The sequence below is a fragment of the Nonomuraea sp. NPDC049486 genome (genome assembly GCF_040676925.1).
GTDB lineage: Bacteria > Actinomycetota > Actinomycetes > Streptosporangiales > Streptosporangiaceae > Nonomuraea > Nonomuraea ferruginea.
On record NZ_JBFAPV010000002.1, the window covers coordinates 116,773 to 138,672 of the forward strand.

General features: G+C 73.5%; 23 protein-coding genes. 6 read left to right on the forward strand and 17 right to left on the reverse strand.

Annotation, left to right across the window (positions count from 1 at the left end):
- Nucleotides 1-70: 70 nt before the first annotated feature.
- The gene (locus tag AB0K05_RS05435; protein ID WP_219544698.1) at nt 71-370 is read right to left on the reverse strand and encodes a hypothetical protein; all 300 of its coding nucleotides are present in this window, start codon (nt 368-370) and stop codon (nt 71-73) included.
- A gap of 89 nt (nt 371-459) precedes the next feature.
- Here AB0K05_RS05435 and AB0K05_RS05440 point away from each other — a divergent pair, with 89 nt between their 5' ends.
- Genes AB0K05_RS05440 through AB0K05_RS05450 form a run of 3 tightly spaced genes read left to right on the forward strand, consistent with a single transcriptional unit; the run spans nt 460 to nt 2,523 of the window.
- Nucleotides 460-921, forward strand: a complete 462-nt coding sequence (locus tag AB0K05_RS05440) for an RDD family protein (RefSeq protein WP_219544697.1) — start codon at nt 460-462, stop codon at nt 919-921.
- A 49-nt stretch (nt 922-970) separates the two neighbouring features.
- A complete protein-coding gene (locus AB0K05_RS05445) occupies nt 971-1,576 on the forward strand; it encodes a helix-turn-helix domain-containing protein (protein WP_364226918.1) in 606 nt (201 codons plus the stop codon).
- Nucleotides 1,573-2,523 carry a hypothetical protein gene (locus AB0K05_RS05450; RefSeq protein WP_364226921.1) on the forward strand — a complete coding sequence of 317 codons (951 nt, stop codon included), beginning with the start codon at nt 1,573-1,575 and terminating at the stop codon, nt 2,521-2,523. Before AB0K05_RS05445 ends, AB0K05_RS05450 begins: the two co-directional genes overlap by 4 nt.
- Here AB0K05_RS05450 and AB0K05_RS05455 read toward each other — a convergent pair.
- The 14 genes from AB0K05_RS05455 to AB0K05_RS05520 all read right to left on the reverse strand — a co-directional run bounded on the left by AB0K05_RS05455 (nt 2,504) and on the right by AB0K05_RS05520 (nt 18,036).
- The gene (locus AB0K05_RS05455) at nt 2,504-3,268 is read right to left on the reverse strand and encodes a class I SAM-dependent methyltransferase (protein WP_219544695.1); all 765 of its coding nucleotides are present in this window, start codon (nt 3,266-3,268) and stop codon (nt 2,504-2,506) included. The genes AB0K05_RS05450 and AB0K05_RS05455 overlap by 20 nt on opposite strands.
- Nucleotides 3,268-3,948, reverse strand: a complete 681-nt coding sequence (locus AB0K05_RS05460; protein ID WP_271278495.1) for a DUF4191 domain-containing protein — start codon at nt 3,946-3,948, stop codon at nt 3,268-3,270. The genes AB0K05_RS05455 and AB0K05_RS05460 overlap by 1 nt, the downstream gene beginning before the upstream one ends.
- A gap of 93 nt (nt 3,949-4,041) precedes the next feature.
- Nucleotides 4,042-6,408, reverse strand: coding sequence for a glycoside hydrolase family 3 C-terminal domain-containing protein (locus tag AB0K05_RS05465; protein WP_364226926.1), 2,367 nt, complete (start codon nt 6,406-6,408; stop codon nt 4,042-4,044).
- 31 nt (nt 6,409-6,439) lie between these two features.
- The gene (locus AB0K05_RS05470; RefSeq protein ID WP_271278493.1) at nt 6,440-7,249 is read right to left on the reverse strand and encodes an alpha/beta hydrolase; all 810 of its coding nucleotides are present in this window, start codon (nt 7,247-7,249) and stop codon (nt 6,440-6,442) included.
- Nucleotides 7,246-7,632 carry a VOC family protein gene (locus AB0K05_RS05475; protein ID WP_187281266.1) on the reverse strand — a complete coding sequence of 129 codons (387 nt, stop codon included), beginning with the start codon at nt 7,630-7,632 and terminating at the stop codon, nt 7,246-7,248. Before AB0K05_RS05475 ends, AB0K05_RS05470 begins: the two co-directional genes overlap by 4 nt.
- 115 nt (nt 7,633-7,747) lie before the next feature.
- A complete protein-coding gene (locus AB0K05_RS05480) occupies nt 7,748-8,707 on the reverse strand; it encodes a helix-turn-helix domain-containing protein (protein ID WP_364226931.1) in 960 nt (319 codons plus the stop codon).
- A 271-nt stretch (nt 8,708-8,978) separates the two neighbouring features.
- Entirely contained in the window at nt 8,979-9,908 is a 930-nt protein-coding gene (gene lipA / locus AB0K05_RS05485; protein ID WP_271278491.1) for a lipoyl synthase, read from the reverse strand.
- A gap of 49 nt (nt 9,909-9,957) precedes the next feature.
- Nucleotides 9,958-10,920, reverse strand: a complete 963-nt coding sequence (locus AB0K05_RS05490; RefSeq protein ID WP_364226934.1) for a M48 family metallopeptidase — start codon at nt 10,918-10,920, stop codon at nt 9,958-9,960.
- A 75-nt stretch (nt 10,921-10,995) separates the two neighbouring features.
- Nucleotides 10,996-11,688: a lipoyl(octanoyl) transferase LipB gene (gene lipB / locus AB0K05_RS05495; RefSeq protein ID WP_271278489.1), complete on the reverse strand. Its 693-nt coding sequence runs from the start codon at nt 11,686-11,688 to the stop codon at nt 10,996-10,998.
- A 38-nt stretch (nt 11,689-11,726) separates the two neighbouring features.
- Nucleotides 11,727-12,464, reverse strand: a complete 738-nt coding sequence (locus tag AB0K05_RS05500) for a peptidase E (protein ID WP_148032838.1) — start codon at nt 12,462-12,464, stop codon at nt 11,727-11,729.
- 34 nt (nt 12,465-12,498) lie between these two features.
- Nucleotides 12,499-13,392, reverse strand: a complete 894-nt coding sequence (locus tag AB0K05_RS05505; protein ID WP_271278488.1) for a TIGR01777 family oxidoreductase — start codon at nt 13,390-13,392, stop codon at nt 12,499-12,501.
- A 278-nt stretch (nt 13,393-13,670) separates the two neighbouring features.
- Nucleotides 13,671-15,113: a 2-oxoglutarate dehydrogenase, E2 component, dihydrolipoamide succinyltransferase gene (gene sucB, locus AB0K05_RS05510; protein WP_364226939.1), complete on the reverse strand. Its 1,443-nt coding sequence runs from the start codon at nt 15,111-15,113 to the stop codon at nt 13,671-13,673.
- Nucleotides 15,114-15,150: 37 nt separating this feature from the next.
- Nucleotides 15,151-16,515, reverse strand: a complete 1,365-nt coding sequence (lpdA, locus tag AB0K05_RS05515; protein WP_219544687.1) for a dihydrolipoyl dehydrogenase — start codon at nt 16,513-16,515, stop codon at nt 15,151-15,153.
- Between the two features lie 42 nt (nt 16,516-16,557).
- A complete protein-coding gene (locus AB0K05_RS05520; protein ID WP_261808688.1) occupies nt 16,558-18,036 on the reverse strand; it encodes a leucyl aminopeptidase in 1,479 nt (492 codons plus the stop codon).
- Nucleotides 18,037-18,140: 104 nt separating this feature from the next.
- On the opposite strand from AB0K05_RS05520, the gene AB0K05_RS05525 reads away from it, so the two are divergent.
- The 3 genes from AB0K05_RS05525 to AB0K05_RS05535 are packed head-to-tail and all read left to right on the forward strand — an operon-like array spanning nt 18,141 to nt 20,355.
- Nucleotides 18,141-18,488: a GntR family transcriptional regulator gene (locus tag AB0K05_RS05525; protein WP_187281263.1), complete on the forward strand. Its 348-nt coding sequence runs from the start codon at nt 18,141-18,143 to the stop codon at nt 18,486-18,488.
- The gene (locus tag AB0K05_RS05530) at nt 18,485-19,447 is read left to right on the forward strand and encodes a hypothetical protein (RefSeq protein WP_271279990.1); all 963 of its coding nucleotides are present in this window, start codon (nt 18,485-18,487) and stop codon (nt 19,445-19,447) included. Before AB0K05_RS05525 ends, AB0K05_RS05530 begins: the two co-directional genes overlap by 4 nt.
- A complete protein-coding gene (locus AB0K05_RS05535; RefSeq protein WP_271279991.1) occupies nt 19,444-20,355 on the forward strand; it encodes a CPBP family intramembrane glutamic endopeptidase in 912 nt (303 codons plus the stop codon). The genes AB0K05_RS05530 and AB0K05_RS05535 overlap by 4 nt, the downstream gene beginning before the upstream one ends.
- Here the strand turns inward: AB0K05_RS05535 and AB0K05_RS05540 are convergent.
- On the reverse strand, nt 20,337-21,170 hold the full coding sequence (locus AB0K05_RS05540) for an adenosylcobinamide-GDP ribazoletransferase (protein ID WP_271279992.1): 834 nt from the start codon (nt 21,168-21,170) through the stop codon (nt 20,337-20,339). The two genes, AB0K05_RS05535 and AB0K05_RS05540, sit on opposite strands and share 19 nt — an antisense overlap.
- Entirely contained in the window at nt 21,167-21,889 is a 723-nt protein-coding gene (locus AB0K05_RS05545; protein WP_364226946.1) for an aminoglycoside 3'-phosphotransferase, read from the reverse strand. The genes AB0K05_RS05540 and AB0K05_RS05545 overlap by 4 nt, the downstream gene beginning before the upstream one ends.
- Between the last annotated feature and the right edge of the window lie 11 nt (nt 21,890-21,900).

The following is a 21,900-nucleotide window of genomic DNA, read 5'->3' on the forward strand; positions in this document are numbered from 1 at the left end:
GGGACGGGCTATCACCCGTGAAGGTACGGCGCGGCCGTTTCCGCATGGTGTCTCGATTGTTTCGCATGTGTTACGCGGCGTTCACGTCCCCCGAAGGGCCCGGAACGTGGGCGCGCAGGACCGGTGACGGCGACTCCGCGGCCGGCTCGGGGGCGGGGGAGAGCAGGTCGGGGCGGACGGCGACGATCAGCAGGGCCGCCACGACCACCGCCAGCACGGCCGCGAACGCGTACCAGACCCGTCCCACGCGCCGGCGCCGGCGCGGGCGGGCGCCCTTGCTCGCCGCGGCGCTCAGCCTGCGCCGCTCCTCCTCGCTGAACTGCGCGACCAGTTCGTGGAAGCGCGCGTCCAAGTCGTCCCCGTACGGCATGGCCTCCATCATGCGCCGGACCACCCGCGTCACGGAAGCGCGGACGGGTCACGATCCCGACCGCCCCCACCGGCGGATACCTTTGACACATGAGCAGCAACGAGCCGCGGTGGACGCAGACCTGGCTGGGCGGGCTCCGGTCCGCCGGGGTCGATCTCGGTTATCCGGGGCAGCGCCTCGGGCTGCCGGAGGAGGGCAGCGGGTCCGTCTCCGGCTGGGGGCGCAGGATCGCCGCCCTGGTCATCGACTGGATGATCTGCACGTGGGCGATCACGCAGTTGCTGCTCGGGATCAGCACGGCAGAGCAGCCGTGGGTGCCCGCGATCGTGTTCGCCGTGCAGTACGTCGTGCTGGTCGGGTTCCTCGGGCAGACGTTCGGCCACCGGCTGGCCGGCATCCGGGTGGCGGCGATGGACGGCGGCGACCCCCGCCTGTTCCCGGTGCTGGTGCGCACGGTGCTGCTCGTGCTGGCCCTGCCGGCGCTGATCTTCGACCGCGACCACCGCGGCCTGCACGACCGCGTGTCGAACACCGTGGTCGTCCGCATGTGAAAACCGTACCGGGTTTACTTTTGTACTGAGTACGGTTTACGCTGCCGTCATGATGATGGCGGGTTTGCGCGAGCGCAAGAAGGAAGAGACCCGGCGGCGCATCGCGGGCGTCGCGCTGGAGCTGTTCGCGGAGCGCGGGTACGACGCGGTGACGGTCAGCGAGATCGCCGAGGCGGCCGGGGTCGCCAAGGTCACCCTGTTCAACTACTTCCCCAGCAAGGACTGCCTGGCTCTCGACGGCATCCACGACGACCTCGCCTCGATCGTGGCCCGGCGGCCGCCCGGCCAGACGGCCCTGGACGCGCTGCGCGCCCACTACGCCGCGCTGGCCGCCGACGGTCCCCGCGACGTCGGCCGGATGCTCGCCCAGGTCAGGGTCATCGCGTCCACGCCGGTGCTCATGGCGGGCGTCTACCAGGCGCACATGGGGCAGCGTCACGAGCTGGCCGCCGTGCTGCGGGACACGGCCGGCTCCGAGACGGCCGCGCAGCTCATGGCCGCCCAGATCACCGCCGTCATCACCACGGTCGAGGAGGCGTTCTTCCAGCGGCTGGCGTCCGGGACGCCGCTGGAGGAGGCGGGCCGGATGCTCGCCTCCGACGTGGAGCTCGCCTTCGACCAACTCCAAGACGGTATTGGTAAGGACAAATCATGAAAAAGGGCATCAACTATGACACCGGCTTCCTGCCCGAGCCCGACCGCAGCCGCAAGGCCTTCGACCGGGACACCGTCCGGCGCGACCTCCAGGTGATCGCCCGCGAGCTGAGCTGCCAGGCCGTCCGCGTCTCCGGCGGCGACCCCGCCCGCCTCGCCGTCGCCGCCGAGGAGGCCGCCGCCGCCGGACTGGAGGTCTGGTACGCGCCGTTCCCGGTCGACCTCACCCCCGAGGAGACCCTGCCGATGCTGGCGGAGTGCGCCACGAAGGCGGAGGAACTGCGCGCGGGCGGCGCCGAGGTGGTGCTGGTGGCGGGCTGCGAGGCCAGCGCGTTCCTGTCCGGTTTCATGCCGGGGGAGACGTACGGCGAGCGCCTGGGATCACTCACCGAGGCGTCCCCCGAATGGTGGAGCAGGGAGATCCCGGCGATCACCGAACGCCTGGACTCCTACCTGGCCGAGGTCGCCGCCACGGTCCGGCCGCTGTTCGGCGGCAGGATCACCTACGCCTCCGCGCCCTGGGAGTTCGTCGACTGGACCCCGTTCGACGTCGTCGGCCTCGACGCCTACCGCGCCGCCTACAACGCCGAGACCTTCCGCGACGAGCTGCGCGCCCGCTCCGGGCAGGGCAAGCCGGTGGCCGTGACCGAGTTCGGCACCTGCGCCTACCGCGGCGCCGGCGAGCGGGGCGGCTCGGCCTACCTGGTGCCCGAAGGCGCGGTGCCCGACGAGGACGAGCAGGTCCGCTATCTCGACGAGCTGCTCGACGTCTTCGAGCAGGAGGGCGTCGAGACGGCCCTGTGGTTCACCTTCGCCGGTTTCACCAGGATCGGCCGGGACAATCAGGCCGACCTCGGCTCGTACGGCGTCGTCAGGATGCTCGACGAGACGCGCTGGGAGCCGAAGGCGGCCTTCCACGCCATGGCCGCTAGATACGCGCGCAGCTGAAGATGGCGGTGCCGGGCAGGTGGCGGCCGCGCAACGGGCTCCAGCCGCCCCACACCCGGTCGTGCCCCTCGGGCCACTCGGGCTCCAGCAGCCCGGTGATGGCGAGCCCGGAGGCGGCCAGCAGGCCCACCCAGTCGCCCATGGTGCGGTGGTGCTCGGCGTAGGTGAGGGCGCCGTGCTCGTCGCGTTCCTCGTACGGGCTGCGGTCGAAGTAGGAGCGGTCGGAGGTCAGCCCGCGCGGGCCCGGGTCGTCGGGGAACGCCCACCGGATCGGGTGGCTGACCGAGAACACGAACCGGCCGCCCGGCCGCAGCACCCGGCGCACCTCGCGCAGGACCGCCGCCGGGTCGGCCACGAACGGCAGCGCGCCGTACGCCGAGCAGGCCACGTCGAAGCTCTCCGCGGCGAACGGCAGCGACTCGGCGTCGGCCTGGACCGCCGGCACCCGCACGCCGGTCTCCTCGTCGATGCGGCGCGAGTGGAGCAACTGGCCGCGCGACAGGTCGAAGGCGGCCACCCGCGCACCCCGCGTCACCAGCCAGCGGGCGCACTGCGCGGCGCCGCAGCCGATCTCCAGCACGTCGCGCCCGGACACCTCGCCGAGCAGCCGGGCGTCGGCCTCGTCGACGCCCTCAGGGCACCACACGAAGCCGGCGTCGCGCAGGAACGCGCCGTGCTCCGCCTGGTAGTCGTCGGCGTTGCCGTCCCACCAGCCGCGGTTGGCCCGCGACGACAGGGACGGCACTAGCGCATCTTGGGGCCGCGCGGCATGCGGGCGCCCTTGGGCATCGGACCCTTGGGCATCGGCATGTTCTTCGGCAGGGACCGCAGACGGTCCTTCACCTCGTTGACCGAGGGCTTCTTCAGGTTGCGCGGCAGCTTCATGATGTGGCGCTGCAGTTTGGCCAGCGGGACCTGGCCCTCGCCGTCACCGCACTGGATGTCGTAGATCTCCACGCCCAGCACCGCGCGGGCGATGCGCTTCTTCTCCGCCGCGAGCATGCGGGCCGTGCGGTTGCCCGGCCCCTCGGACACCAGGATGACGCCCGGATAGCCCACCACCATGTGGACCAGGTCCTGGTCGCGGTTGACCGCGATGGCCGGGGTGACCTGCCAGTTGCCGCGCATGCCCTGCAGCACGGCGGCGGCGGCGCCGGTCTGGCCGTGCAGCAGCGAATACTGCGCCCGCTGCGCGAGCTGCCCGAACACCACCAGGCCGACGGTGAACGCCAGCAGGATGCCCAGGAAGATCGAATACCACAGATAGTCCGTGACCAGACCGATCACGACCACCACAGCCAGCGTGCCGACCGCCGAGAGGAAGACGATCGGCATCCCCTTGGGATTGGACTGCTTGATGATCTGCGCGATCATGCGGAGCTGCTTGATGCGCCCCGGCTTCTCTGGGTCCTTGGACTTCGCCATGGAAGGAAGGATACAAACGAACCGGACAGGACGGAGAACGCGGCCGCCAGGCAGCCTCGCCGCGACCGCGATCTTTTTGCCGAATCCTGACTCTCAGACCTTGACCGTCGCCGAAAGCCTCCGGTCGGCGTAGTGGCGGGCGGCCTCCAGCAGGTACTCCCCGGACGCGACGCGCCACCCCCGCCCGTCCCAGACCTCGAACGTACGGTCCGGCACGTCCACGACGGTGCTCACGCTCTGCCCCGGCTCGGCCTCCACCACCGCGAACCCGGCCAGCCACCGGGCCGGGCGCTCCGGATCGGGCGTGACCGGCGCGGCATAGACCTGCACGACCTCCCGGCCGCGCCGACGGCCGGTGTTGGTCACGCGCACGGTCACCGACCCGCTCCCGCCGGAGATCGAGTCGTACGACCAGGTGGTGTAACCGAGCCCGTGCCCGAACCAGAACGCCGGCGCGCGCCCGCTCCGCTCCCACGCCCGATACCCGATGAACAGCCCCTCTTCGTAGACCATGACACCGCGGTCCGGAGTCACGTTCACCACCGGCGCGTCGGCCAGCCGGGCGGGCCAGGTCGTCGGCAGCCGCCCGCCCGGCTCGGCGTCGCCGAACAGCACGTCCGCCAGCGCCGCCCCCGCCTCCTGCCCCGGGAACCAGGTGAGCAGCACCGCCGCCACCGAGTCCAGCCACGGCATCTCCACCGGCGAGCCCGCGTTCACCACCACGACGGTGCGCGGGTTGGCGGCGGCGACCGCGGCGATCAGCTCGTCCTGCCGGCCCGGCAGCACCAGGTCCCCGCGGTCGAAGCCCTCGCTCTCCACCTCCGGCGTGGTGGCGGCGACCACCACGGCCACGTCACTGCCGGCCGCCACCCGCACCGCCTCGGCGAACAGCTCGTCCTCGCCGGGCGACGGCTCGGCGTGGCCGAGCACGCACACGATGAACACCATCCCCCGGAACCCGGCCGTCCGGTGCAGGACCTCCAGCTCGTACGTGACGCCCGCGTCCAGGTCGGCGGTCACCCGCCGCTCCGGCGGGGACAGCAGCGCGGCCGGGTCGTCACCACCGGGGGTCAGCGTCTCGTCGAGCAGCACCCGGCCGTCCACCGACAGCGTGTACGCGCCCGCGCCGGCCACCGACAGCTCGTGCCGCCCTCCGGTCTCCGGCGTGTACGCGGCGCGCAGCCGGACCGCCGCGAGCCGGTCGGCGTCCACTCCGGGCGGGGTCTCGCCGATCCAGCGCCCCTCGGCCGCCGGCAGAGGATGCTCGGCCAGGACCCGGCCGCCGGCGTCCAGGAAGGCCGCGGTGGCCGGGACCGCCAGCGGGGACAGGCGGACGCGCGGATCGGTGCCCCGCGCGTACCGGACCTCGACGCCGTCACGCCCGCGCAGGCCGTCCAGCGGGGAGACGACGCGGGCGGGGAACACCTGGGCGCTGCCGCCGCCCATCACCCTGGCCTCCCTGGCCGCCGACCCGATCAGCGCCACGGACCGCACGCCGGACAGCGGAAGCAGCGGCCCGTCGTTCTTCAGGAGGGTGAAGCTCCGCGCGGCCACCTCACGCGCCAGCGCCACCCCGTCGATGACCTCGCCGGCCGCGGCGGGCGGCGGCCCGCCCAGCGCGCCCGTGCGCTCGGCCAGGCGGAGCACACGGCGCACCCGGTCGTCGATCAGCGACTCCGGCACCCGCCCCGCGCGCACCGCCTCCTCCAGCTTGTCACCCCACGGCCCGTGCGGGCCCGGCATGGCCACGTCGGTGCCGCCCAGCGCGGCGGCCTCGGTGGTGCGCACCGCCGTCCAGTCGGACACCACGAGACCGTCGAAGCCCCACTCGCCCTTCAGCACCCCGTGCACCAGATCGGCGTGCTCGCTCATCGTGACGCCGCCGACCGCGTTGTAGGCCGTCATGACACCCCACGCGCCGGCCTGGACGACCCGCTCGAACGGCCGCAGGTACAGCTCGCGCAGCGCCCGCGCGGACACCTCGACGCTGACCGTGAACCGCTCGGTCTCGGAGTCGTTGGCCACGAAGTGCTTGGGGGTGGTCGCCACCCCGCCCTCCTGCACGCCTTCCACGTACGCGGCCGCCACCTCGCCCGTCAGGTGCGGATCCTCGGAGAAGCACTCGAAGTGCCGCCCGCCCAGCGGCGACCTGTGCAGGTTGACGGTCGGCGCGAGCAGCACGTGCACGCCCTTGCGCCGGGCCTCCTGGGCGAGCAGCCGCCCCACCCGCCGGATCAGCTCCACGTCCCAGGTGGCGGCCATGGCGGTGGGGCTCGGCAGCGCGATCGACGGGCTGGCCGCGCTCCACCGCTCGCCGCGCACGCCGATCGGCCCGTCGCTCATCACCAGGCGGTCCAGGCCGATCTCCGGCACCGGGTGCAGCGCCCACATGGAGGCGCCGGTCAACATCCTGACCTTGGTACGCAGGTCCAGCCCGCTGATCACGTCATCGAAGTCCACGATCACAGTGTCGGCGACCCGGCGGCCGGGGTCACGCCACCACGAAGAACTCCAGCAGTTCGGGCAGCAGGGCCTCCGGGGCCACGGCGTGCGCCTGCCCCTCCAGCACCCGGTGGACGGCGCCGGGGACGCGCCCCGCAACGGCCCGCGCGGCCGCCGCCATCCACGCCGGGCCGGCGTCGCCGTTCATGACCAGCGCCGGCTGCGTGACCTCGGCCAGCCGGGCGGCCGGCAGCGCGTTGCCCGGCCCCATGACGGCCGCCTCGTACGCCAGCGTGTGCGCGACGGCCTCCACCTCCGGCCAGGACGGGTCGGCCCGCATCAGCGCCACGGCCTCCCGCGGCACCTCGGCCGCCGCCACCATGAACAGCTCGACCGCGTCCCCCCGCCGCCCCTCCCGGACCAGGGCATCGAGCTGGGCGGCGAAGTCGTGCGGCAGTGCGGGGGCGTCGGCGGTCACGTGGTAGGGCGGCTCCCACACCGCCAGCTTGGTGACCTCCGGCAGCCGGGCCGCCGCCTCCAGCGCCAGCGCGCCGCCCGACGACCCGCCGAACACCATCGCCCGCCCGCCCGCCGCCCCGACGACCGCGGCCAGATCCTCGATCTCGCGCTCCACCGCGTACGGGGAGGTGTCGCCGCTGCCTCCCCGCCCGCGCCGGTCGTAGTCGTACACGGTGAACCACGGCGCCAGCCCCGCCGCCACGCCCGCCAGCGTGGGGTGGCCCCTGCCGGTGAACGCGCCGTGCACCAGGACCACGGCCGGTCCCGAGCCGTGGCGGTCGTAGGCGATGGCGGTCCCGTCGGCCGAGACCGCCGTGCCCGTCAGCGTCACGGTGCTCATCCGGCCGGCTGCGCCAGGCAGAGCGCCTCCCAGTGGTGGCCGTCGAGGTCGGCGAAGGCCCGCTGGTAGCGGAAGTCGTCCTGCCGGGGCGGGCCCAGCGGGGTGGCGCCGGCGGCGACGGCCTTCTCGGTCAGCTCGTCCACCTGGGCCGGGTTCTCCAGGCCGATGACCAGGATCGCCTCGGTCGTCTTGGCCGGGTCGGCGAGCTCCCTGGCCGCGTAGCCGGCGAACACCGGCTCGGTCAGCAGCATGACCTGCGCGCCGTCGTTGATCATCACGGACGCCATGTCGTCGGCCATGCCGAAGAAGGCGAAACCGAGCGCGGTGAAGAACTCCTTCGAGCGGTCGAGATCCTTGACCGCCAGGTTCACGAAGAGCTGCATGACCGGACTCCATCCTCGTCAGGGGGTTCCCGCGTTCTCGCGGGCATGGGACCAGTCTGCGGATCGCGGCGGCCCCGGTCTTGGATCTGCGCGCCACCCCCTTGACGATGCGCGCCTACAGCAGGCTCGCCCGCCGGTACTCGGCCGGCGGCACCCCGTACGCGCGCTTGAACAGACGGCTGAAGTGGGCCGGGTCGGGCAGCCCGCAGCGGGCCGCCACCGCGCTGACCGGCACGCCCGCCAGCGCCGGATCGGCCAGGTCGCGGCGGCAGCGCTCCAGCCGCCGATGGCGGATCCAGCCCGCCACCGTCGTGTCGCGGGCCTCGAACACCCGGTGCAGCGAGCGCGGCGACACGTGACAGGCGGCGGCCACGGCGGCCGGGTCCAGGCCGGGATCACCCAGATGGCGTTCGATGAAGGCGTGCACCCGCGCCGTCAGCGCCTCCTGCCGGGCCCGCTCGGGCACCTCGTCCAGCCGGTCCACGCGCTCGGCCACGGCGGTGGCCACCAGATCCATCACCACCGTGGACAGCCGCGCGGCGCTGGCCGGCCGGTAGGTCTCCAGGTCCAGCGCCACCCGGCGCAGCAGCGGCGCGGCCAGCGCGGCGGTGCCCTCGCCGGCCGGGATCGGCACGGCGGTGATCGAGGTGGCCGCGCCGGCGGGCAGCGACAGCAGCTCGCGCGGGAAGCTGAACACCGCCAGCCGCACCGCCGCGTCGTAGGCCAGCTCGTAGGGCCGGGTGAAGTCGTAGAGGGCGAACCCGCCCGGCGCCAGCCGGACCGAGCGGCCGTCCTGCGACAGGATCGGGCTGCCCGACACGGCCAGCACCAGCCGGTAGAGCTCGGGGCTGTCACGCCGGATCAGGCCCGCCGTGCGGTGCACGCTGTGGGGCGTGGAGGTCTCCACCTTGCCGACGCCGATCGGGCCGAGCTGCCCGGCCTCGATCTGCCCCCGCAGCGGGGTGCCACGGGCGATGTGGAAGTCGAGCGGGCCGAGCGTGTCGCAGACCACGCTGCGCCAGGCGTCGAGCCGCTGCCCCGGCGGCACGTCCCCGGTCCGGATCAGAATGGCCACGTCTCGCCCCCTTCCGACGCTCACGGTAGCGCGGCGGCCGGATAGGGGAAACGCGAAAGCCCCGGGACCCCGCCCGGGGCTTCCGACACCACGTGGCCACCGCGAACGACGCCGCGATCACGCCGCGATCACGCCGCGATCACGCCGCGATCACGCCGCGATCACGGCGCGATCACGCCGCGAACACGCCACGAACACGCCACGAACACGCCACGAACACGCCACGAAGACGGCGCGGTGACGCCGCGAACACGCCGCGCTGGCGGCGCGGTCAGGCCGTCTGGCGGGCGGTGATCGCCTGCTGGTAGAGCTTGCCCGCGCGGTACGACGAGCGGACCAACGGGCCGGACAGCACGCCGGCGAAGCCGATCTCCTCGGCCTCCCGCTGCAGCTCCACGAACTCCTCCGGCTTGACCCAGCGCTCCACCGGGTGGTGGCGCGGGGTCGGCCGGAGATACTGCGTGATGGTGAGCAGGTCGGTGCCGGCGGAGTGGAGGTCGCGCATCGCCTCCAGCACCTCCTCGCGGGTCTCGCCCAGGCCGAGGATGAGGTTGGACTTGGTCACCAGCCCGGCCTCGCGGGCCGTCGTGATCACCTTCAGCGAGCGGTCGTAGCGGAACGCGGGCCGGATCCGCTTGAAGATGCGCGGCACGGTCTCGACGTTGTGCGCGAACACCTCCGGCTTGCTGGAGAAGACCTCCTCCAGCTGGCCGCGGTCGCCGTTGAAGTCGGGCACGAGCAGCTCGACGCCGCAGCCGGGCAGCAGCGCGTGGATCTCCCGCGCGGTCTCGGCGTAGAGCCAGGCCCCGCCGTCGGGCAGGTCGTCGCGGGCCACGCCGGTCACGGTCGCGTAGCGCAGGCCCATCTGCTGGACGGACTCGGCCACCCGGCGCGGCTCGTCGCGGTCGTACTCCTTGGGCTTGCCGGTGTCGATCTGGCAGAAATCGCAGCGGCGGGTGCACTGGTCGCCGCCGATGAGGAACGTCGCCTCGCGGTCTTCCCAGCACTCGTAGATGTTGGGGCAGCCCGCCTCTTCACAGACCGTGTGCAGGCCCTCGCGGCGCACGAGCGATTTCAGCTCGGTGTATTCGGGGCCCGTCTTCAGCTTGGTCTTGATCCACGGGGGCTTGCGCTCGATAGGGGTCTCGGCGTTGCGCACCTCCAGGCGGAGGAGCTTTCGGCCTTCAGGAGCAACGGTCACCCTGCCAGCTTACGTCTCCCGCCCGCATGGCCCTCGCCAGGGGCGTGGATCAGGCGATGAGCCCGAAACCGCGCACCGCGCGGGTGTAGCGGGCGAGTAACTCCTCGTCGATGCGCCCGGACTCCATCTCGCCCAGCAACGGGGAACGCGCGGGCCCCGGCCGGTCGGCGCGGGCCAGCGCGTCGCGCCTGATCGCGGGCACGGTCTCGCCGCGCAGCGCGGCCGCCTGCATCGGCGCGAGGTAGCCGCCGGCGGCGATCAGCTCCTCCAGCTCCGCCACCTCCTCGGGCGTGACCGCCTTCGCGGCCAGCGCCAGCCTGCGCTCGCGCGCCCGCCCGTCGCCCGAACGGGCCAGCCGGGTGAGCGCGTACTCCACCAGCAGCACCGGGGCGCCCAGCACCCGGCCGATCACCCGGCCGATCCACCCGGCCACCTCGTAGCTCGTGTCCGGCGTGTGGAGCGCGCCGAGCGTACCGGTGAACTTGTCGCGGGCCTCCTCGCGCGCCGTCAGCGGCGCGGAGCCCAGCAGCGCCTGCCGCCACTCGCCCAGCGTGGACAGCGCGCCGCCCACCACCAGGTCGTCGCCGGTCGCCTCGCCCGCGTAAGCCGTCGCCAGCAGGGTCACGCGCTGCCGCGGGCTCAGCGCCAGCCACACCGGCAGCCCCACCAGGAGCACCGGCGTGCGCCTGAGCCCCACTCTCCGGTAAGACGTCCCGATCTCGAGATCCCTGACCGCCACCAGGTCCGGCGGCCTGACCCCCATCCGGGACGCGACCCGCCCGGCCGTCGCGTACAGCTCGGCGGCGTCCTCCCGGCCGAGCACCTCGGCGTCGGCGGGCACGCGCGCCAGGCGCGGACGCAGCAGCCACCCGATGCCGATCAGCATCCCGCCGATCAGCCAGCCGAAGACGAACTCGGCGTTGACCACGATCGTGCGCGCGCCCAGCACGATGAAGGCGAGCGTCAGCGCGTGCACCAGAAGGGCGATGAGAAAGGCCGCGGCGCGTTTCACGCCCTGATCATAGGCACCGCCGCCCCGGCCGGGTAAGGGCCCGAGGGTTGATCCGCGGGGTCAGACCAGGGGAGGTCAGCGGCGCAGGAGATCCTCCTCGTGGAGGTCGTACGGCTCGCGGCCGAGGGCCTCCGCCAGGCGCTTCTCCGCGATCGGCATGACCTCCTCGGCCACGATGCGCCGGCCCGTCTCCGCCGACAGCGTCGAGACGCCCACGTCGGGCAGGCCGCACGGCACGATCCGGTTGAACCACCGCGGGTCGTTCGCGCAGTTGAGCGCGAACCCGTGCATCGACACCCCGCGCGAGACCCGGATGCCCACCGCGCCGAGCTGCCGGTCGGGCAGGCCCAGGCTGGCGTCCCCGGCGGCCCACACCCCGGGACGCCCCTTGACCCGCCTGGCGGTGACGCCGAAGTCGGCGCACACCTGGATCATCGTCTCCTCCAGCCGGCACACGTAGTCGACGACGTCCGAGACCGCGACGATCGGATAGGCGACGAGCTGGCCGGGGCCGTGCCAGGTCACCCGGCCGCCCCGGTCGACGTCGATGACCGGCGTGCCGTCGGCCGGACGCTCGTGCGCGGCGGCCCGCTTGCCGGCGGTGTAGACCGGCGCGTGCTCAAGGATCAGCAGCGTGTCGCCGAGCTCTCCGGCGGCCCGCTTGCCGTGCACCCAGCGCTGCAGCGACCAGGCCTGCTCGTAGGGGACGTCGACGCCTAGACGGACGATGGCGAGGCTGTGGGGATCGACCCCGTTGATGGGGCGCATGGGTCCATTGTGCCGTTCCCTCACCCTTGTAGGGTAATTCAGGATGTCAGCAGCCGAGGTTCGATCCTGAACTCCTTCACCCCGCCGGCGCCGTCATGCTCGACGCGGTACGCGTGACCCTCGGGCCGGCAGCTGACCGCCTGGATGAACTCGGTGCCGGCGTAGTGGAGCGCCACGCCCTCGTCGGCGGCGTAGCCGTCGGGCAGCTCGCCGCTCGCCACCGACTCGTGCAGCAGCGGCCGCCGCTGCGGCTCGGAGTCGTAGTGGACGCCGCACGAGTAGGGCAGCAGGGCCAGCCCGTCGGACCACGCCCGCAGCTCGGGGCCGAAGGAGTCGGTGTTGCCGCCGACGTGCCAGCACAGCGCGCCCGCGCTCTGCCCCGACAGCACCACCCCGGCCCGCCACGCCTCCGCGAACGCCTCGTCGAGCCCGTGCAGCCGCCACAGCGCCATCAGGTTGGCCACGCTGCCGCCGCTGACGTAGATCATGTCCTGTTCGAGCATCCAGGCGGCCGGGTCCTCGACGTTCGGCATCGGGAACACGGTCAGGTGGCTGACCTCGACGTCCCATCCGGTGAACGCGCCGTACATCTTCAGCAGCCAGGCGGCGTCGTCGCCGGTCGCGGTGGCGAGCAGGCCCAGCTTGGGACGGTCCTGACCGGTCAGGTCGAGGCCGTAGCGCAGCAGCGGGCTCGCCTCCATGAAACCGTAGCGGCCGGTCGGGCGGAACGAGCCGCCCCCGATCGCGAGGATGTGCGACTGGCCTGACCTGGTCATACGGAGTCTCCCGGAGCGAAGGTGGAACAGCTCACTACAGTACGGCGCGGAGCGCGTCGGCGAGGTCGCTATGGGTGAACTCGTACCCGCTGTCCAGCAGTTTCCCCGGCCGCAGGCGATGGCTCGGCAGCAGCCCCGCCTTGGCGAACTCGCCGAGCCCCAGCGACAGCGCGAACCCCGGCACCGGCATCGGCATCGTCGGCCTGCGCAGGACCTGGCCGAGCGTCCGGGTGAAGACGGCGTTGGTGACGGGCGTGGGGGAGCCCATGTTGACCGGGCCCGCCACCTCGGGCGTCGCCAGGATGTGACGCACCGCGCCCACCCAGTCGGGCTCGCTGATCCACGACCAGTACTGCTTGCCCGAGCCGAGCGGCGCGCCGAGACCGGCCTTGAAGACGGGCAGCATCCTGACGAGCGCGCCGCCGCGCCCGCTCAGCGCCAGCCCGGTCCGCAGCCGCGCCACCCGCACCCCGAACTCCTCGGCGGCGGCCGCCTCCGCCTCCCACCGCTCGCACAGCTCCGGCAGGAACCCGCTGCCGCCAGGCGCGCCCTCGTCGACCACCCGGTCGCCGGTGTCGCCGTAGAAGTCGACCCCCGACGCCGAGACCAGCACGCCCGGAGGCCGCCGCGCCTCTCTCATCGCCCGCACCAGCAGCCTCGTGCTGTCGACACGGCTGCGCACCAGCTCCCGCTTGTACGCGGCGGTCCAGCGCCGCTCGGCGATCGGCGCCCCGGCCAGGTGCACCACCGCGCTCGCGCCGTCCAGGACGGCCGGGTCCAGCACCCCCTCAGCGGGCCGCCAAAGGGCCTCGTCGCCGCTCCTGGGCTCGCGTCGCACCAGAGTGACCACCCGCTCGCCCGCGCCCCGCAGCGCGGCGACCAGCGGCACGCCCAGCAACCCCGATGCCCCCGTCACGATGATCGCCATACGACCACCCTACGACGCCGCCTTCCCGCCGGCCGTCACCTCCCGCGCGATTCCCGACGACCCCATAACCGCGCCCGCCGCACTCACTGACCCGTGACCGTGCTCGCCGTGCTCACGGATCGACGGTCCGAGAGCGTCCGGCAGCCGCGCCGAAGCGGTCCCGGGGCCCCTGCCGTCGGAGCTTTGTCCTGCGGTTGGTGCCGGGTGCCCGAAGTTCGTTCGGGAACGCGCGAAGGGGCCGGGCGCGACGGTGCGCGCCCGGCCCCTTCAGATCCTCGTCAGGCGAGGCCGAGCTGGGCCTCGAAGCGGCCCTCCTCCAGGCGGCGCTTGATCGTCGTCAGGAAGCGGGCGGCGTCGGCGCCGTCGACCAGGCGGTGGTCGTAGGTGAGCGCCAGGTAGACCATCGACCGGACCGCGATGACCTCGCCCTCGGGCGTGTCGACCACGACGGGCCGCTTGACCACGGCGCCGGTGCCGAGCATGCCGACCTGCGGCTGGTTCAGGATCGGCGTGTCGAACAGGGCGCCGCGGCTGCCGGTGTTGGTCAGCGTGAACGTGCCGCCGGTGATCTCGTCGGGGGTCACCTTGTTGGCGCGGGTCCGCTCGGCCAGGTCGGCCGTCTTGCGGGCGAGCCCGGCGAGGTTGAGGTCGCCGGCGTTCTTGATGACCGCCGCGATCAGGCCGCGCTCGGTGTCGACCGCGATGGCGAGGTGCTCGACGTCGAAGTACGTGACCTCCATGGTCTCGTTGTTGATCGTCGCGTTGAGCTTCGGGTGCTGCTTGAGCGCCTCGATCGCGGCCATCTCGAAGAACGGCATGAACGACAGCTTGACGCCCTCGCGGCGGAAGAACTCGTCCTTGGCCCGCGCCCGCAGCTGCGCCACCTTGGTGACGTCGACCTCCACGACCGTGGTGAGCTGGGCGGCCGTCTGGAGCGACTCCACCAGGCGCTTGGACATCGTCTGGCGCAGCCGCGTCATCTTCTCGGTGCGGCCGCGCAGCGTGTCGTCGACCTCCACCTGCTCGGGCGCGGCGGCCGGGGCCTGAGCCGCCGGGGCGGCGGCCTGCGGCGCGGCGGCCGGAGCGGCGGCCGGGGCCTGCGCGGCGGCGGGGGCCGGGGCCTGCTCACGCTGCTGCTTGGCGGCCTCGAGCACGTCCTGCTTGCGGATGCGGCCGCCGACCCCGGTGCCGGTGACGGAGTCGAGGTCCACGCCGTGCTCGTTGGCCAGCTTGCGCACCAGCGGCGTCACGTACGGGCTCTCGCCCGAGGTGGGCAGCGGCGCGGGCGCCTGCGCCGCGGGCTGGGCCGCGGGCTGCGGAGCCGGCCGGGGCGCGGGCTGCGGGGCCGGCTGCGGAGCGGGGGCGGCCGGGGCGGGCTGCGGGATCGACGAGGCGGGCGCGGGCTGCGGCTCCGGCTCGGGCTCCGGCTCAGGCTCGGGAGCGGGGGCCGCCTCCTCGGCCGGGGCGGGGGCGCCGGCCTGGCCGCTCTCATCGATGACGGCCAGCTCGGCGCCGACCTCCACCGTCTCGTCCTCCGCCACGACGATCTTCTGGAGCACACCGCCGGCGGGCGACGGGATCTCGGTGTCGACCTTGTCCGTCGACACTTCGAGGAGCGGCTCGTCGGCCTCGACGCGCTCGCCCTCCTTCTTCAGCCAACGGGTGACGGTGCCCTCGGTGACGCTCTCGCCGAGCTGGGGCATCTGTACGGAGACCGGCATCGTTATCTTCTCTCGCGTTCTGATCTCGAGGGCTTGACTAGTTGTGTACGTGCAGCGGCTTGCCGGCCAGGGCCAGCATGGCCTCCCCGACCGCTTCGGACTGCGTCGGGTGTGCGTGGACGAGCTGGGCGACCTCCGCGGGCAGCGCCTCCCAGTTGTAGATGAGCTGCCCCTCGGTGATGAGCTCGCCGATGCGGCGGCCCACCATGTGGACGCCGACGACCGGCCCGTCCTTGCGGGCGAGCACCTTGACCGCGCCCGCCGTGCCGAGGATCTGGCTCTTGGGGTTGCCCGCCAGGTCGTAGACCTGCTCGACGATCTCCATCCCGCGCTCCGCCGCCTGCGCGGACGTGATGCCGACCGAGGCGACCTCGGGGTCGGAGTAGGTGATCCGCGGCACCCCGGCGTAGTCGATGGGCGCCGGGCCGAGCCCGGCGATGTGCTCGGCGACCATGATGCCCTCGGCGAACCCGGCGTGGGCCAGCTGAGGGGTCGCGATCAGGTCGCCGACGGCGTAGACGCCGGGCGCGGAGGTGCGGCAGTGCTCGTCGACGGTGACGGTGCCGCGCTCGACGGCCACGCCGGCCTCCTCGAAGCCCAGACCCTCCGTGACCGCGCCGCGGCCCACCGCCACGAGCAGGATCTCGGCGTCGAGGGTCTTGCCGCTGGCCAGCGTGACGAGCACGCCGGTCTCGGTGGTCTTGGCGGCGTCGAAGCGCACGCCGAGCTCGTACTTGATGCCGCGCCGCCGGAAGGCGCGCTCCAGCAGCTTGGAGCTGGACTCCTCCTCGGCGGGCAGCAGACGGGGGAGGGCCTCGACGATGGTCACCTCGGCGCCGAACGAGCGGTAGACGCTGGCCAGCTCGACGCCGATGACGCCGCCGCCCAGCACCACCACCGAGGACGGCACCCGGTCCATCCTGAGCGAGTGGTCGCTGGTGATGACGCGCTCGCCGTCGATCTCCAGGCCGGGCAGCGACCTGGGCGCCGAACCGGTCGCCAGCACGAGGTGGCTCCCCTCGTACACCTCGGAGCCCACCTGGACGCGGCGCCCGCCCGCGAGCCGGCCCTCGCCCTCGACCAGGGTGACGCCGGCGGCCTTGAGCAGCCCCTGCACGCCCTTCCAGGCACGGGTGACGATCTTGTCCTTGAACGCGTGGACGCCGGGGACGTCGATGCCGTCGAAGCGAGCCTTCACGCCGAACGACTCGCTCTCCCTGGTCTCGTCGGCCACCTCGGCGACGTGCAGCAGGGCCTTGGTGGGGATGCAGCCCCGGTGGAGGCAGGTGCCGCCGATCTTGTCCTTCTCGATCAGCGCGACGGACATGCCCAGCTCGGCCGCCCGCAACGCGCAGGCGTAACCGCCGCTGCCGCCACCTAGGACGACGATGTCGTAGGCCACAGGAAGGCTCCTTGTCGGGGTGGTCTTGTCGCCTTCATCTTTTCATTTGTTCGCCGTGCTCGCGTGCCGCTCCGCCAGTCCGATGAGCGTGCGCGTGACGGCACCGGTGCCGCCCTTGGGGACGTAGCCGTACGGCTCGCCCTTGTTGAAGGCGGGACCGGCCATGTCGATGTGGGCCCAGCGCACGCCGTCGGGCACGAACTCCTTCAGGAAGATGCCGGCGGCGAGCATGCTGCCCCAGCGCTCCGGCTGGAGGTTGGCGATGTCGGCGATCGGGGAGTCGAGGCCCTTGCGCAGCTCCTCGGGCAGCGGCATGGGCCAGGCGCCCTCGCCGGCGGCGCCGGCCGCCTCGACGACCAGGTCGCGCAGCTCGTCGTCGTTGCCCATGATGCCGGCGGTGCGCCAGCCGAGCGCGACGATCTGGGCGCCGGTCAGCGTCGCCACGTCGATGATCGCGTCGGGGTTGTCCTCGGCGGCGCGGGCGATGCCGTCCATGAGGACCAGGCGGCCCTCGGCGTCGGTGTCGAGCACCTCGACGGTCTTGCCGCTGTAGCTGTGGATGACGTCGGAGGGGCGCTGCGCGGTGCCGCTGGGGAGGTTCTCCGCCAGGCAGAGGTAGCCGATCGCGTTGACCCGCAGGCCGAGCCTCGCGATGCCGACGAGCGCGCCGAACACCGCGCCCGCGCCGCCCATGTCTGACTTCATCCAGTCCATGGACGCGGACGGCTTGAGCGACAGGCCGCCGGAGTCGAACGTGATGCCCTTGCCGACGAAGGCCAGGGTCTTGTCGGCCTCGGGGTGCGTGTAGGACAGGCGGACCAGCCGCGGCGGGTTGGCCGAGCCCTGGCCGACGCCGATGAGGCCGCCGTAGCCGCCGTCCTTGAGCTGCTTGTCGTCGAGCACCTCGACGGACAGGCCCGCCTCGCCGCCGGTCTGCTCGGCGATCTCGGCGAACTTGGCCGGCCACAGGTCGGACGGCGGGGTGTTGACCAGGTCGCGCACCAGCGCGACGGACTCGGCCAGGACGGCGGCGCGTGCGGCGACCTCGCCGGGCGCGCCGGACAGCACGGTCAGCTCGGCGACGGGGTCCTTCTGGCCCTCGCCGGTGCGGTAGCGCGAGAACGCGTAGGCCCCCAGCAGCCCGCCCAGCGCCACGGCCTCGGCCTCGTCGGCCGATTCGGCCGGCAGGACCAGCGCGGCGCGCGCGGTGCCGGCCAGCGAGCGCACGGCGGCGCCGGCGGCGCGGCGCAGCCCTTCGAGGTCCGCCGACTCGCCCAGGCCGACCGCGACCAGCAGCGGCGCGGCGACGGAGCCGAAGGCCGGCAGCTTGGCGATCTCGCCGGGCTTGCCGGCGAACCCCAGGGAGGACAGCGTGGCGGCCAGCTTGCCGCCGAAGGCCGCTTCGAGGGGATCGGCGCCCGTCGCGGGGCGGGGACCTTCGGGGCCGGACCGGAAACCGACGATCAGCGCGTCGGTGTCGAACGATACGGGATCTGCTGAGTTCAGCCGCACAGTGGTCACGTAAACCGACTCTATCGAGGGTTTCTGCGTACTAACAAACAGGGGTTCATCCCATGAATCGTGAGTCGCCTTCATGAAGACATGGTGCTAGTGTCATTAGCATCATGTTGCTGACGTTGGACCTCAACGACGCTCGTCCCCTGCACGAGCAGGTGGCCGCGGCCATCCGCCGCGCCATCGGCGAGGGCCGCTACGCCCAGGGAGACCGGCTGCCCCCGGCTCGCGACCTGGCGGCGGCGCTGGGCATCAACCCCAACACCGTGCTGCGCGCCCTGCGCGAGCTGCGCGACGAAGGACTGCTGGAGTTCCGGCGCGGGCGCGGCGTCAGCGTCGCCGCCCGCGCCGACGCGCGCACCCTGCTCCGCGAGCGGGCCCGCGAGCTGCTGGACGAGGCCCAGAGGTACGGATACGGCCGGGAGGATCTGATCGCCATACTCGAGGAGCTCGCATGAACCTGCGCACCATCGCCGTGCCGGCGGGCGCGGTCGTCGCCGCCGCGGTGGTGGGGCCGCCGCTGGCGCTGCGCGACCGGCTGCCCGACCCGATGGCCGTCCACTGGGGCCCCGGCATGGCCCCCGACAACGCCGTGTCCTTCCCCGCCTACCTGATCATGCAGGCGGCGCTGTGGGGCTTCCTGTGGCTGGGGCTGGTCGCCGCCGCGCGGCGGGCCGTAGACAGCCGGTCCGGGCGCATGTCGTGGTGGGCGCTGTTCGCCGGCGGCGCGGTGTTCGCGATCAGCATCTCCGCCATGACGCTGCTGGCCAACCTCGACGTCCCGGCGTGGACGGACGCGCGGCTCAGCCCGCTGGCGGCGGTCGCGGTGCTCGTCGTGCCGCTGGCCGCCGCGGCGCTCTCCGGCTACCTGGGCAGGGGCGAGCCAGACCCGCTGTCCGGCGACACGGAGCCGCCCAGGCTCACGTTGCGCAGCGGCCAGCGGGCCGTCTGGGTCAGCCGGATCAGCAACCCGTGGCCGCTGCTCATCACCGCCGCCGGGGCCGCCGTGCTGTTCGCGCTCGGCACGCTGGACGTGACCGGGGTCGTCCGCCTGTCCAGCTTCGGCGCCGTGCTGCCCGCGCTGGTGATCGTGCTGGCGGTGGGGCTGTTCGCCTCCTCGCTCACGGCGCGGGTCAGCGAGGACGGGCTGGTGCTGGCCTTCGGGCCGTTCGGCTGGCCCGTCCGCCGCATCAGGCTCGACAAGATCGACCGGGCCTACACCGAGGATCGCCACCCGAGCCAGGTCGGCGGGTGGGGCGTGCGCGGCCTGCCCGGCAGGGCCACCATCATGCTGCGCGGCGGCGAGTGCCTGGTCCTGCGCTACCGCTCCGGCGGTCAGCTCGGCATCAGCATCGACGACGCCGAGCGCGGCGCCTCCCTGATCAACACCCTCATCGCGGAGAGGAGGACCGCGTGAAGCCGCTCCCCGTCTTCCTCGCCGTCGCCTTCGTCCTGTCCTGGCTCGTCGCGCTGCCCCTGTGGCTGGGCGGCGGCCTCGGCCACCCGCTGATGCCGGTCTTCGGCATGCTGATGATGTTCACACCCACGCTGGGGGTGCTGGCGGCGTGGCGGGCGTCGCGGGTGCCGTTCCGCGAGTGGGCGCGAGAGACCGGGCTCACCCTCGGCGAGCGCAAGGGCCGCACCCTGCTGCTCGTGCTCGCCGCGTGGCTCGGCGTGCCCGCGCTGGTGGCCCTCGCGGCGGCGCTCAGCGTCGCGGCCGGGCTGCTCACCCTCGACCTCGACGGGCTCGGCCTCTACCGGGCGCAGCTGGAGGCGCAGAACGTGCCCGTGCCCGCCGGCCTGGCCACCGGCGTCGTCATCCAGTTCGTCATCGGCGTGGTGGCCGGGCCGCTGCTCAACGCCCTCCCCTCGCTGGGGGAGGAGTGGGGCTGGCGCGGCTATCTCGTGCCGAGGCTCACCGGCACCTGCGGCGTCGTGGCCGGTCTGATGCTCTCGGGCGCCATCTGGGGGCTGTGGCATGCGCCGCTGACCCTGCTCGGCTACAACTACCCCAACCTGGGCGCCGGGGCCGCGCTCTACTTCACCGGCTTCTGCGTGGTGGCCGGGGTGGTGCTCGGATGGCTGAGGCTCCGCTCGGGCAGCGTGTGGCCGGCCGTCGTGGCGCACGGCTCGCTCAACGCGACCGCGGGCGTCGTCCTGCTCCTCGGCGACGTCGCCGAGCCGCCCAACCTGGCGCTCGCCGGGCTGACCGGCCTCGTGGGCTGGGTCCTGCTCGCGATCCTCGGCGCGGTCCTGCTCAGGATCTTCCCGGTACGGGCACCGTCCGCCGATCGGCTCGCCGGGCGTCAGACGACCAGCACGTAGACCACGAGGGTCGCCGCGGCGGCGGTCTCCACGAGGGCGCCGAGCACGTCGCCGGTGATCCCGCCGAGCCTGCGCCGGGCATGGGCGAGCAGGAGCATCGCCAGCCCCAGCCCGGCCAGCAGCGCGACGGGCGGCCCGAGGACCCCCGGCCACAGCTCCCAGATCCCCGGTTCCAGCTGCTCCCGGTAGCGGAGCAGGTTCTGGAACGCCCCGGCAGGTTCGGGCGCGGTCCACGACCTCACCAGTCCGGCGGCCGGGGCGAAGGCCGCCGTGACGACCAGGGCGGCGAGGGTCACCAGGAGGGCGGCGCCGGTCCGTACCGTGCCCGCGACCATCGCGCCCAGCCCGTCGGGGCGGGCGGCGGGCACGGCGGGGCGGCAGGCCCAGGCGAGCGTCAGGCGGCCCGCCACGCACGCCGTGACCAGCCCGGCGGCCCCGGCCTCCGTCAGGGCGGCCGCCTGGACGAGGACCGTGAACAGCACGGCCATCACCCCGAACGGCCCGATGTCCGACTTTTTCATGATGTCGAGCGCCTGGGCGGCGGGCTTCCCGCTGCCCAGCCCGTCCGCCAGATCCGCGAGCCCGTCCAGGTGCAGCCCTCGCGTCAGCACCGCCAGCAGCCCGAGCGCCAGCGCCGCGCCGAGCAGCGGCGGCCCGGGCAGCAGCAGCGGCAGCGCGGCGACCGCGCCGAGCGCCAACCCCACGGCCGGGGCCAGCGCCATCGCCCGGCCCGCCGCCCCGCGGTCCACCCGCGTCACCCGTACCGGGAACACGGTGAGTGTGCCGAGCGCGAGCCGCAGCCCGGCGGCGCTCAAAGCAGCTCTGCCAGCAGCCGGTAGTAGGAGAGCCTGGCCTCGTCGACCTCGGCGGGCCCGTACGCGGCCAGGAGGTCGGCGGCGGCCCGCCCGTCCAGCTCGCGCAGCGCGACGGCCAGGTCCACGTGGCGGTCGGCCACGCCGAGCTCGCCGACGTCGACCAGGATCGCCTCGCCCGAGTCGGAGGCGAGCACGTTGGCGGGGGTGAAGTCGCCGTGCGTGACCACCAGGTTCTCGCCGGCCGGCCGCTCCGCCAGCAGCCTGTCGTACACCTGCTCGGGGGTGAGGCCGGCGTGGTCGCCGTGGAAGCGGGCGGGGTCGACCAGCCCGGCGCGCACGTGACCGGCCGCCCTGGCCAGCTTGACGTCCAGCCGCTCGTCGAAGGGGCACTCCGCCACCGGGATCTCGTGCAGCTCGCGCAGCGCCCGGCCCATGATCGTGCCGGCGTCCGGCGGCGGCCTGTGGTCGAGGCTCCGCCAGCCCGCCTCGGCCAGCACCAGCACGTCGCCCTCGAACGCCACCACGTCCGGCACGCTCGCCCACCGCTTGAGCCACCGCAGCCGCTCGTGCTCGGCCACCGCCACCGGGCCCTGCTTGATGAAGAACTCGCCGTGCGGTCCCGTCACCCGCAGCGTCTCGGCACTCAGGTCCGCGTGGTCGTCCGACCAGATCGCGTCTTCGCCGCCGACCAGATCGAAGACGTTCTCAGGGAAGCGCATGAGGACCGATC